Raw genomic sequence first — 12,208 nt, 5'->3', positions numbered from 1 at the left:
GAGACAGGTCGATGCCGGTGGAGCCTTCGAAGCTCTGGCGAAGCCGAGGCCACTCGCCGCCGCGGTCCCAGTCGCCCAGCGACGAGCAGTCCACGGAGGAGAGCGAAGGCTGCCAGGCGGGGACCCTCGGCTGCCCGTGCATCGAGGGTCTGTGCCTCATGGGGCTGATGTGCGAAGAGGGGATCTGCGTCGAGGCCGAGGCCGACACCTCCGACGAGAGCTCATCCGATACCTCCGACGAGGGCTCATCCGATACCTCCGACGAGGGCTCATCCGACACCTCCGACGAGAGCTCATCCGACACCTCCGACGAGAGCTCCGAGAGCACGACCACCGGCGGCGAAGGCAACACCTGCGACGCCCCCAACGGCGCCTTCGGCTGCGAGTTCCAGGCGGTCAAGCTCCCGGTCCGCGACGGCAGCTACCTCGACACCTGGTCCCTCGACATCGTCGTCGGCAACCCCGGCCCTGACGACGCCGAGGTCGAGGTCGAGGTCCGCCAAGGCGGGGTGTGGACCACGATCCACGGGCCGCTGCTGGTCCCCGCGGGCGAGCTCTACACCTTCTACAATTACGGCAACGAGGACCTCGTGCCGCCGGGGCTGCACGAGGGCCTCGCCTACCGGGTCCGCTCCACGGCGCCGATCGTGGCCCACCAGATCGGCGCCACCCAGGGCGCCACGAACCTGATGCCGAGCGCGACCTGGGGCTGGGACTACCTGAGCGTCGACTTCACCGAGCTGCGCAACATGGTCGTGGTCCTGGCCAAGACCGACAGCACCACGGTGCTCATCCAGCCCAGCCAAGACCTGACGGCGGGGCCCGAGGTGCCGGCCGGCAGCGCGCCCTTCCAGGTGCTGATGGACGAGGGCGACGCCCTCGCCCTCTACCGCCCCCAGGCGGGCTCGCTCCAGGGCATGGCGATCACCAGCGACCCCAACCACCCCGTCGCCGTGTTGACGAGCAGCTACGGCACCCACTTCGCGGCCAACAGCCAAGAGCAGCTCCTGGATCGCGCCCACATGAGCACCACGCACCTGGCCTTCACGACGCCGACCAAGCTCCCCTACGCCGTAGGCCAGTCCGCCTCCTACCGCGTCTACGCCCCCGAGCCCGCGCTCATCAACATCGACGCCCCCCGCGAGACCCAGGTCATCCCGGGCTCCCCCGTCGCGCTGGCCAACCCGGGCTCCGTGGAGCTCTACCTCGGCAGCTGGACCGAGCCCCAGCTCGGCGAGGCGCTGCTGACCACGAGCGTGCCGACCGCCCTGCTGACCCGGAGCGAGGCCAGCTTCGACCCCTACTTCAACACCAGCTCGGCGCTGAGCGTGCCGCCCGATCTCCTCGCCGCGCGCTACGGCGTCCCCGTGGTCGACGACGACCCCGACTTCCCCCAGGTGGTCGTGGTCACCTACCCCACGGGCTCGATCCACACCTTCGACGGCCAGGTCGAGGCCCCGGCCCTCGAGCCCCATGAGTTCGTCGACGGCTGGTCCATCGCCCGCTACGTCCTCCCCCCTGGCATGTACGTGCTCGAGTCCGACGAGCCCGTCGCCGCGACGATCGGCGGGCGCAGCTGGGCCCTCAGCGCCGGCGCGGCGCTCTGACCCGCGCTCCGTTGGCGCCGCCGCAGGCTAAGGCTAAAACCAGGCGCGGTTGCCTTCTAGGCGGGCGACGCCGCGGGCTCGACCGCCGTCGAAGCGCTCCCCCGCCGGGCTCACCCCGTCATAGATGATCTTCGCGCTCGGCTCGAGGTTGCGCAGGTAGTGCGCCGTGAACTCGCGCGCCTCGTCCTCGTCGTTGGCGATGACGGTCAAGGCCGTGGTGTAGCCGCCCACGTCGGCGGGCCAGTCCTCGGGTCGGGTCCGGGCCTCGGGTTCGCCCATGGTCACGCGCACGGACACGCGGAAGACCTCGGCGCCGCGCTCGGACAGACCGTAGTCGGCGCGGTTGAGGGTCTCGAGCATGTGCGGGGTGATCCAGTCCCGGCGACCAGACTGCCGGGCGATCTCGCGGGCCTCGCTGCGTCGGCCGCTCTGCCACAGGGCCTCGAACACCTCCTCGGCGACGAGGCTGGCGTAGGCGCCCCCGAGCTCCCCGCGATCGTGGAGCGAGGCGACCAGCTCGATGGCCCGGTAGATCAGGCGCAGGGCGGAGTCGAGGTCGCCGTGGGGCTCGTTGAGCACCCACGAACCAAACACGGCGAGGGTCAGCGGGTTGTTGGGCTCGGCCCGGTGGGCCAGACCCATGACGTCGCGCGCGGCCCCGTAGCGGGTCAGGCGGTAGAGGGTGATGGCCTTGTTGTAGAGCGCCCCGCCGTGCTGGGCCTCGAGGGAGAGGGCGGTGTCGAAGCGATCGATGGCTTCGACCAAGCGGCCGAGGTCCGACAGGCAGATGCCGTGCTCGACGAGCATCTCGACGTCGAGGGGGTCCTCTTGAAGGTAGCGGTCGTAGACCTCCTCGGCCTCCTCGAGCCGACCCTGGCGACGCAAGAGCGCGCCCAGGGCCGCGTTGGACTCGAGCATGGAGGGCGAGCCCTCGTCGAGGCGCAGGGCCTTGCGGTAGCAGTCCTCGGCCTGGCCCTCGTCGCCGAGGCGCTCGAGCACGGCGCCGAGGTTGTAGTGCTGCAGCGCGCCGTGGGGGTCGAGGCCGACGGCGACCTCGAAGGCCTCGCGGGCCTCGTCGAGCTCGCCGTGGAGGTCGAGGACGTTGCCGAGGGCGGTGAGGATGTCGGGCTTGCGCGGGAACTCGCTCGCCGCCCGGCGGGCCAGGATCAGCGCGTGGGGAAAGTCGCCGATGTCACACAGGCCGCGGATCCACATGCAGTAGATCGGGATGCGGTCGCAGGCGGGGAGCTCGGGCTCCCACGAGCTACGCAGCAAGCGGACGGCCGAGTCGGCGGCGCCCGTGTCGAGCAAGGTGGCGATGGCGTCGAGTTGCGGGCGCATTGGCGAGTGCGAGACGCAAGGTCAGTGGTCGAGGCCAGGGCGGAGAGTCGCCCCTGCCGGACCCCCGATTTTTTGCACGGGCGCCTTGCGCAAGCAATCGCTAAATGGGGTCTGGAGCCATCGCACGCCGCCGCAGCCGCATTGCGAGCCTTCGCCGCGAGCGTGTTCGTGCTTGCATTTGCAGCCGGAAAAAGGATGGCCCGCTAGAGCCGCGAGCCGGACGACGCGTATCGCCTTCACCAGTCCGGGGAGCTCCGGCCCGGCGCAGGGGCTCATGCGCTCAGGCGTTCGCGGACCAGGCCGAGGAACATCTGCATGCCCACGGGGATGAGGCCGTCGTCGAAGTCGAAGTCCGGGTGGTGGCAGCCCGGGGTGTCCTCGCCCTCCAGGCCCGCCCCCAGGAAGAAGTAGGCCGAGGGCAGGGCCTTGGCGAAGTACGCGAAGTCCTCGCCGCCGGCCATGGGCAGGCCCTCGCGGCTGAGCTCCATACCGACCTGACGACCGACACGCTCCACGGCCGCGACGCAGTCGGCGTCGTTGACCAGCACCGGGTAGCCTGCCTCCAGCGCGAGATCGACCTCCACGCCGTAGGTCGCGCCGATGCCCGCGGTGACCTCTCGGAACCGGGACAAAACCCGCGTGGTGACCTCTTCGGAGTAGCTGCGGATCGTGCCCGTCAGCCGCGCGACGTCGGGGATGACGTTGGAGGTGGTGCCAGCTTCGAAGGTGCACACGCTGACGACGGCGCCCCCGGAGGCGCTCAAGCCCCGGCTGACCACGCTCTGGAGCGCGGTGACGAGGGCCGCGCCAGCCACGATGGGGTCGCGGCAGGACTGCGGCTGGCTGCCGTGGCCGCCCTTTCCGCGCACGGAAATCTCGAAGTTGTGGACCTGGGCCATGATCGGGCCCGCGGTGACGCGCAGCTGGCCCTTGGCGTAGCCCGGCCAGTTGTGCAGTCCGTAGACCTCGCTGACCCCCTCGAGGGCCCCCTCGGCGACCATCACCTTGGCGCCGCCACCCTCGACGCCCTCCTCCGCGGGCTGGAACAACAGCCGGACGTTGCCGGCGACGCGGTCGCGGTAGTGCGCCAGGATCGCGGCCGTCCCCAGGAGGATGGCGGTGTGCCCGTCGTGGCCGCACTTGTGGGCGCGCCCGTCGTGGACCGAGCGCCACGGCAAGTCGGTGTGTTCGGGCATGGGCAAGCAATCGATGTCCGCCCGCAGCGCGACGGTCCGCACCCCGGCCTGGCCGTGGCGCTCGGGGTGGAGGTCGGCGATGAGCCCCGTTCGCGCCGACTCCTGCGGCTGGTAGCCGAGCTTGCTGAGCCACCCCCCGATCAGGCGCTGGGTCCGGATCTCCTCGAAGCCGAGCTCGGGGTGCTTGTGGATGTCCCGTCGAATCTCGACGAGGGTCGGGGCCAGTCCGTCGATTTCGCTGCTCGGGTCCTCCCAGGACATGGCGCGGAGGGTAGCGAATTTTCCCCGCCAATGGAGCAGGACAATGGGGCGGTGAGGTGAGACACTCGCCGCAGCGTGGGCGACTCGGACGCAGGCCAACTAAAGGAAGCCGGCCCGGAGCCGGACGCCCACGCGAAGGGCACCCAGGCCCCATCTGCGGCCGATCCGAGCACCAATCCGAGCGCTGGCACGGCGTCTGGCGGTCGCCGCGGGCCGGTGCGCAGCAAGGCCCTGCTCCTCTATGCCGGCGAGCGCACGCCCCACCGCTCTTGCGGGATCGCCCTCGCCGAAGCCTTCGATCGACCCACGGCCGCCTACCAGAGCCTGCGCCGCGGCGGCATCACGGGCACCGGGACCTGCGGGGCCGTCGTCGCCGGACGGCTGCTGCTCGGTGAGTACCTCGGCGACCCCGACCCCACGGGGTCCGTGACCCCCGCCCTGCGCGAGGCGGCCCTGGCCTACGAGCGGCGCGTCGACGCCGAGCTCGAGCGCGGGCCGAGCCCGAGCTTGATCTGCAACGACCTCGTCGCGGCGCAGGGGGAGTTTCGCGGGGCGCGGCGCCATCAGTTTTGCACCGCGCTCGTCGGGCAGGTCGCGGGGATCGTCGACGAGCTGCTGCGCGAGCGCGGCGTGGATCATCGACCGAGCCCCGTGACCCTCGACGACGGCAGCGTCGAAGAGTTCTGAGCGGCTCGGCTGACCCCAGGTTGATCCCGGCCGAGTAGAGGTCACGGGGTGCGGTGGAGCCTGGCTAGGGTTCACCCCGAGGCTCTACGACGGGCCTCGGAGTAGGCCATGCGCAAGACCAGCCTCCTGCTGATCCTCGTCCTCATTAGTTGTTTCGAGATCGATCCCCAACATGGCCCGGCGACGATGGGGGTCGGGGGCGAAGACTGTGGCGACGGCATCCTCGACGAAGACGAAGAGTGCGACGACGGGCTGTTCAACGCCGCGAACGCGACCTGTACGCCGCTGTGCACCGTGCAGGTGTGTGGAGACGGCTTCGTGGGTCCTGGAGAGGCCTGCGACGACGGGGACGACGACGACGACGACGGCTGCACCAACTCCTGCGCTCTGCCGACTTGTGGCGACGCGAATGTCGACCCCGGAGAAGAGTGCGACGACGGGGACGACGACAACACCGACGCCTGTCTGAATACCTGTCTGAACGCAGCGTGCGGCGACGGCTTCGTCCGCGAGGGCGTCGAGCAATGCGACGACGCGAACCTGTCCGACACCGACGCGTGCCTCACGAGTTGCGTCGACGCCGCTTGCGGCGATGGCTTCGTCCATGAGGGCGTCGAGCAGTGCGACGACGGCAACGCTAGCGACAGCGACGCCTGCCTGAGCGACTGCGTCGCGGCGACTTGCGGCGACGGACTCGTCCAGGTAGGCGAGGAGAGCTGCGACGATGGCAACGACAACGACAACGACGCGTGCCTGAGCACCTGCCAAGACGCCACATGTGGCGACGGGTTCGTCCACGCTGGAGAAGAAGAGTGCGACGACGGCAACGACGACGACAACGACCTGTGCGCGACAAACTGTACCCTCACCTCCGGCCTCATATTCGTGACGAGCGAAGACTTCAGCGGAGACCTCGGGGGCTTGACCGGAGCCGACGCAGCTTGTCAGCAGCTCGCCGAGGCAGCTGGGTTGACCGGAGACTACCTCGCCTGGCTCTCCGCCTCCCCCCTCTCCGCGCCAGCCTCCCGCTTTGTCCAGTCGAATGCGCTCTATCGACTCGTCGACGGCACCCCAGTCGCCGCCAACTGGGGCGACCTCGTCGATGACACGCTGGCGGCGGCCATCAACATGGACGAGTTTGGTGCGACCGTCGGCCCTCACAGGGTGTGGACAAATACGAGCTCCAGCGGCCACTACGACACATCAAGCACCTGCTTGGGGTGGCACTCCGAGGACGGCACCGGACGCGCGGGACACACCAACGAAGTCGACAAAAACTGGACCAGCCATGCCTTCCACCCCTGCAGCTTCAGCGCGAAGCTGTACTGTGTTCAGCAGTGATTGACCTCGACCTCCGCTAGCTGAGCTCTCGCTCCGCCGGCAGCTCGACCACGAAGCGCGCCCCGACCCCGACCTCATTCTCGAGGCGCAGCTCCCCGCCGTGCTCGGCCACGATGCCGTGGCTGACCGCGAGCCCCAGCCCCGTCCCCTGCTCCGTGCCCTTGGTCGTGAAGAAGGGGTCAAAAATCCGCCCGGCGACGCCCTCGGGCACGCCGCCGCCCCAGTCCGCGACGGTGATCCGCAGCCACGGCTGCCCGCCTCGCTCGAAGGCCGCGGCGCGGATCTCGATGCGCTTGTCGTCGTGGGCGCCCTCGCCGTAGCGCGCGTTGAGGGCGTCGCGGGCGTTGGTGACCAGGTTCATGATGACCTGCTGGATGGGCTGCGGCCGGCAGCGGACCTTCGGCAGGTCCTCCGGGTAGTCGATCTCGAGCAGCACGGAGTCCTTGCGCAGCACGGCGCGGACGAGGGACAAGGTCCCGCCGATGAGCGCCTCGACAGGGGTCGGGACCGCCTCGCCCCCCGTCGAGCTCGCCCCCTCGCGCCGGGAGAAGGTCAGCAGGTTGCGCACGATGCCGGTCACGCGCTGGGTCTCCCGGTCGATCTCCTGGGCGAGCTCGCGGACCTCGGCGTCGGCCCCCTCGGCGTCGACGATGAGCTCGGCGTAGCCGCGGATCCCCAGCACCGGGTTGTTGATCTCGTGGGCCACGCCGGCCGCGAGGGTGCCGATGGCCTCGAGGCGCTGTTGCTGGCGCAGCTGGGCCTCGAGCTGGCGGCGCTCGGCCTCGGCGCGCTTGCGCTGGCTGATGTCGGCGATCAGCACCAGGGCCTTGACCACGTGGCCGTCGACGACGATGGGCGCGACCCGGAGCTCGTAGCAGCGCCGCTGCTCCCCCCGCTCGGAGCGATGCTCAAACGCTTCGCGCTCGCCCCTGGCCAGGCAAGCGTGGAGCGCCTGGGCGAGCTCCGAGTCGGGCCCGCGGGTCAGGGCCTCGACGTCGGCGACGAGCTCGCGGTCGCCGAGGCGGTTGACGAAGTGCTGCTCGCCGTCGGGCTCGACGAGCAGCACGGCGTCGGGGAGCTGCTCGATCAGCGAGCGCCAACGGACCTCCCCGGCGCGCAGCTCCTCGTAGAGCTGGGCGTTGTTGACCAGCCCGGCCGCCTGGGCGGCGATCAGCGTGGCCAGCTCGAGGCGCTCGGGGCCGAAGCTCCCGGCGCTGTGCTCGTTCTCGAGATAGAGCAGGCCGACCAAGGTGGCGCGCTCGAGCAAGGGCACGCACAGCACCGAGCGCGCCGCCTCCTGGCCTCGCCTGGCGCCGCGCAGGTAGGGATCGCCGATGAAGCGGGGGTCGCTGCTCGCGTCCTCGAGCACCAGGCCCTTGCCCGTGCGCTCGACCCAGCGCAGCACCGTCAGCGGCAAGCGGGGGCCGGCGTCGATCAGGCTAATGGGCACGTCGAGGAAGCTCTGCACCACGCCGTCGGCGTCTCCGTGGGCGACCACGGCCAGCTCGTTGCCCTGGCGCAGCAAGAGCGTGCCCTGGGCCGCGCCGGCGTTCTCGATGGCCAGGGCGAGGACGCGCTCGATGACCGCCTCGAGGCGGACCTCCTTGGTCAGCGCCGTCGAGACCTGGACCACGGTCTGCGCGTCGAGCTGGCGCGGGCTCGTCGAGCTGGTGCTCGCGGTCCGCGAGCCCGAGCTCGACCCCGACCCAGAGCTGGAGCCGGAGCCGGGACTCCCGTGGGCGCTGCCCGAGCCCAGCGAGCTCGACAGATCAAAGACCGCCGAGGTCGAGGCGCTCAGCCCCGACCAGCGCGCCTGGAGCTCCTCGACCTTGGCCCCCGCGCCCCAGCGCAGGTAGCAGTCCCGCGCCCCGAGCCGCGCCCCGAGGGCCGCCCGCTCCCCGGCCGCCGCGTGCAAGGTCACGGCCATGCGCTCGAGCGCGAGGCCCTCGAGCATGGGGTTGCGCAGCGCTTCAGCCAGCTCGACGGCGCGCCCGTAGGCCGCCAGGCCGCGCTCGAGGTGCCCGTCGAGGATCGCCCACTCGGCGGTCAGCAGCTCGACGCCCACCTCATGGTTCCCGCCCTTGGCCGCCGAGGCGCGCAGGCGCTGGAGCAGCCGACGCAAGGTTCGGAGCAGTCGACGGCGGCGCCGGGGCGCGAGCGGCCCGCCCTCGCCCCGCAGCCGCGCCGCACAGGCCACGCCCCACATCAGGGGCATGGTCAGCGTGTACCAGCTCCCGGGCACGGCCCGCAGCAGCGCGAAGCCGAACTGCTCGAAGAGCGCGAGGGCGTCGTCCCAGCCCCCGAGGATCACGAACACCGTGGCCGTCGTCCCCCGGGCGATGTAGCTGGTCACCCGACTCAGCCCGCCAGCGTCCTCGTCGATGGCTGACTCGCGGGTGTAGATGTCGAGCTCGCCCGGCTCGGGCAGCGGCCCCTCGCGCAGGCTCTTGCTCGCCGCCCGGATCACCTTGCCCGTGATGATCGCCGCCGTCCCCCACTGCTCGGTCCAGTCCAGCTGGGTGGCGATCTCCTCGACGGTGCGCAGGTGCACGCCGCCGTAAAAGCCGAGCTCCGCCGCGACCCCGCCGTAGTAGGACGCGCTCTCGAGGTCCCCGACCTCGAGGGCCCGCTCGCAGGTCCCCCGGATGGGCTCGACGAGCGCGGCGTAGGGCTCGTCCCAGACCCGCAGGAACAGCCGGGTCTGGGCGACGATGTGGGGCCGCCCCTCGGGGTCCTCCTCGGCCAGGCGCGCGGCGACCTCGGCCAGGGCCCGGGCCTGGGTCCGCGAGCCGAAGGCGTTGGCGAGGATCAGGCCCGTGGTGATGACCACCGGGGGCATGGTCGGGTGGCGCCCGCGGGTCAGGAACAGCCGGGCCTGGTGCGCGGTCAGGACCACGAACAGCTCGGAGCTGATCAGGTACGCGACCATGATCATCGCGCCCAAGATCGCGGCGATGGCCCGGTCGCGCGGGTCGGTCATGGGCTCGAGCGCGCGCCAGCGATCGGCTGCGCCTCCGCGCGTGAGCGTGGCCAGGCGCGCGAGCGCGGCGAGCATGTGCCGGGTCCGCGGACGCGGCGGGATGCGGTGACCGAGGCGGGCCAGGGCCTCCACGCCGAAGGCGATGGAGTCCTCGCTGCGCTCGGCGAGGATCAGGCTCAGGCAGCGCGCGACGGCGACGGCCTCGAACAGCGCCACGTCCCCCCCCGGCTCGCAGCTCGTCGCGTAGAGCCTGGCCATGCGGTGGTCGGCCTGGGCGTGGGCGCCGTCGAGGCTCTCGGCCTGGGCCAGCAGCAGCTCGTAGTGGATGCGGCGCGCCAGCGTGTCCGCGTCGGTGAACTCGAGCAGCTCCACGGCGATCTTCGCGTGGCGCCGGGCGGCCTGGGGCGAGCCCGTGGCCAGGGCCTTGCGGGCCGCGCGGTGCTCGAGCTCGACGAGCGAGGCGACGCGGCTCAGGTCGAGGCTCGGGAGCTGCCTGGACTCCCGGGCCGAGTGCGCGTCGAGGCCGAGGCCGCGCTCGATGTGGCCGAGCACCTCGAACACCCGCTCGTCGACCTGCGCCGGGCTCAGGCGCGCGAGCAGCTCGTCCGCGACCGCGAGGTGCAGGCGCTGGCGCTCGCCCTCGCGCAGGCCGGCGTAGGCGACCTCGCGCAGCCGCGTGTGGCCAAAGTCGTAGCCCTGGCCGCGGGCGGCCGTCAGCAGGCCCTCCTCGGCGAGGGCGTGGAGGGTGTCCTCGACGCCCTCGCTGTCCGCCATCACCCGCTCGACCGCGCGCAGGTCGAAGCGGCCCCCGAACACGCTCAGCGCCCCGATCAGCTCGCGGCCCTGGTCGTCGAGGCGGGCGAGCTTGGCCGCCATCATCTCGACGGCGTCCTCGGGCAAGCTCGCCGCCTCGAGGGCCTCGAGGTCCCAGGTCCAGCCCTCCAGCTCCCGGGTCAGCAGGCCGCGCTCGACGAGCTCGAGCATGAAGCGCTGGACAAAGAAGGCGTTGCGCCCGGTCTTGCGCCCGACGACCTCCGCGAGGGGGGCCACGGCCTCGGCCCGCTTGCCGAGCATGTCGCCGACCATGGCGGCGAGGGCCGCGGGCTCGAGGGCTCCGAGGGCGATGGCCACGTAGGCCTGCGCGGCCGCGTCGAGGCGCAGGCGCAGGCGCTGGGCGATGCCCGGCGCCTCACCCTCGGCCCGCGGCTCGTCCTCGCCGTGCTCCCGGCGGCAGGTCAGCACGATCAGCAAGGCCGGGCGCTGCTCGGGCTCCCGACCCCGGGCCGCCGCCATCACCCGCAGCAGCAAGGACACGCTCGCCGAGTCGGCCCACTGCAGATCCTCGAGCACCAGGACCAGGGGACGCTGGGGCCGGGCCAGGGCCATGATCGTCCGGGAGCAAGCGAGGCTGGCGAAGTTGAGGGCCTGGGCCGGCTCGAGCTCCGGGGCCGGCTGCCCCGGCCCCTCCTCGGCGAACAAGCTGGCGAAGCGCGGCACGAGCTCGAGCAGGCCCGGGGCGAAGGCGCCGAGCTCCCGGCTCAGGCGCTCGCGCCAGTCCGCGAGGGCCTCGGGGCTCGTCGTCAGCAGCTGATCGGCGACGGCCCGCAGCGCCTCCCGAAAGCCGGCCAGGGGCACCCCCGACTCGGGCTCGAACTGCCCGCGACCGAGGAGCCCGCCGCGGGCGAGCAGGGCCCCGTCGAGCTCCTGGACCAGGCGCGACTTGCCGACCCCGGCCTCGCCCTCGATCCACACCAAGCTCGGGATCCCGTCCTGCGCCGCCGCGAGGGCGCTCATCAAGCGCGAGCGGGCCAGGCCGTGGCCGTAGAGCTGATGGGGCAGGCGCAGGGTCTGGGGCACGTCGGCCTGGCCCAGCTCGAAGCTGCGCTCGTCGTCGGCTCGGCGCGCTCGCCCGCGCATGGCCTGGATCGCGCGCAGGTCGTGGAGCAGCCCGCTCGCCGACTGGTAGCGCCGCTCCGGCGCCTTCTCCAGCAGCTTCATGACCAGGCCCGAGAGCGGCGAGGGCAGCTCCGGGCGCAGGCGCACCGGCGCCTCGGGGCGGCGCGCGAGCTGGGCGTGGATCAGCTCGAGGGCCGAGCTCGAGGGGAAGGGCTTGCGACCCGTGAGCAGCTCGTAGAAGGTCGCGCCCAGGGAGTAGAGGTCGCTGCGGTGATCGACGCCGCGCTGGGTCCGGCCGGTCTGCTCCGGGGCCATGTAGGGCAGCGAGCCCTCGATGACCTCGGCCTCGTGGAGCCGGGTCGCGGTGCCCTCGAGCAGCACCGAGATGCCGAAGTCGGCCAGCGCGAGCTCGCCGGTGTCCGGGTTGACCAGGATGTTGGTCGGCTTGAGGTCGCGGTGGATGACCCCGCGGCGGTGCACCTCGACGAGGATCTCGGCCACGCGCACGGCCAGCTCGAGGAAGGCCTCGACGCCCATGGCCTCGCCGCGGGTGTGCTGGGCGAGGTTGACCCCCGGCCAGGTCTCGAGGATCAGCGCCACGTCCTGGCCGCTCGGCTCGAGCGCGAGGGCCCGCACCACCCCGGGGGTGTCGAGGCGCCGGATCAGCTCGAACTCCCGCTCGGCCCGGGCCTCGAGCCCCGCCCAGTCCTCGACGGCGAACACCTTGATGACCACGGGCAGCTCGTCGCGCTCGCGGACCGCCGACCACACCCGCCGCGACGGCGTCTGGCGCAGCGGCGCGATCAATCGATAGCCGTCGAGGGGTGCCGTCATTCGAAGGGCAGACGGCGCTGCGTCCGTCTGCAACCACAATAGGGGTGACCGCCGCGTTTGGACCA

The 12,208-nt window shown here is 71.9% G+C and carries 6 protein-coding genes; 3 read left to right on the top strand and 3 right to left on the bottom strand.

Annotated elements, in window-relative coordinates:
* Positions 1-1,607 (top strand): IgGFc-binding protein (locus PPSIR1_RS20925; RefSeq protein ID WP_232296521.1); only part of this gene is annotated, 1,607 nt, incomplete at its 5' end.
* A 33-nt stretch (positions 1,608-1,640) separates the two neighbouring features.
* Here PPSIR1_RS20925 and PPSIR1_RS20920 read toward each other — a convergent pair.
* Both PPSIR1_RS20920 and PPSIR1_RS20915 read right to left on the bottom strand, forming a co-directional pair.
* Positions 1,641-2,948, bottom strand: coding sequence for a tetratricopeptide repeat protein (locus tag PPSIR1_RS20920; protein ID WP_006973144.1), 1,308 nt, complete (start codon positions 2,946-2,948; stop codon positions 1,641-1,643).
* A 272-nt stretch (positions 2,949-3,220) separates the two neighbouring features.
* Positions 3,221-4,405 carry a M20 metallopeptidase family protein gene (locus tag PPSIR1_RS20915; RefSeq protein ID WP_006973143.1) on the bottom strand — a complete coding sequence of 395 codons (1,185 nt, stop codon included), beginning with the start codon at positions 4,403-4,405 and terminating at the stop codon, positions 3,221-3,223.
* Between the two features lie 75 nt (positions 4,406-4,480).
* On the opposite strand from PPSIR1_RS20915, the gene PPSIR1_RS20910 reads away from it, so the two are divergent.
* Together PPSIR1_RS20910 and PPSIR1_RS20905 are read left to right on the top strand one after the other, a co-directional pair.
* Complete coding sequence (locus PPSIR1_RS20910) at positions 4,481-5,092, top strand: C-GCAxxG-C-C family (seleno)protein (protein ID WP_232296520.1); 612 nt, start codon at positions 4,481-4,483, stop codon at positions 5,090-5,092.
* A gap of 108 nt (positions 5,093-5,200) precedes the next feature.
* Positions 5,201-6,433: a DUF4215 domain-containing protein gene (locus tag PPSIR1_RS20905; protein WP_006973141.1), complete on the top strand. Its 1,233-nt coding sequence runs from the start codon at positions 5,201-5,203 to the stop codon at positions 6,431-6,433.
* A 16-nt stretch (positions 6,434-6,449) separates the two neighbouring features.
* On the opposite strand, the gene PPSIR1_RS20900 is transcribed toward PPSIR1_RS20905, so the two are convergent.
* On the bottom strand, positions 6,450-12,143 hold the full coding sequence (locus PPSIR1_RS20900; RefSeq protein ID WP_086001549.1) for a protein kinase domain-containing protein: 5,694 nt from the start codon (positions 12,141-12,143) through the stop codon (positions 6,450-6,452).
* Positions 12,144-12,208 lie beyond the last annotated feature (65 nt).

Source organism: Plesiocystis pacifica SIR-1 (assembly GCF_000170895.1).
Classification (GTDB): Bacteria; Myxococcota_A; Polyangia; order Nannocystales; family Nannocystaceae; genus Plesiocystis; species Plesiocystis pacifica.
Note: the sequence above shows the minus strand (reverse complement) of the source record. Positions and strands in the feature narration are given on the sequence as shown.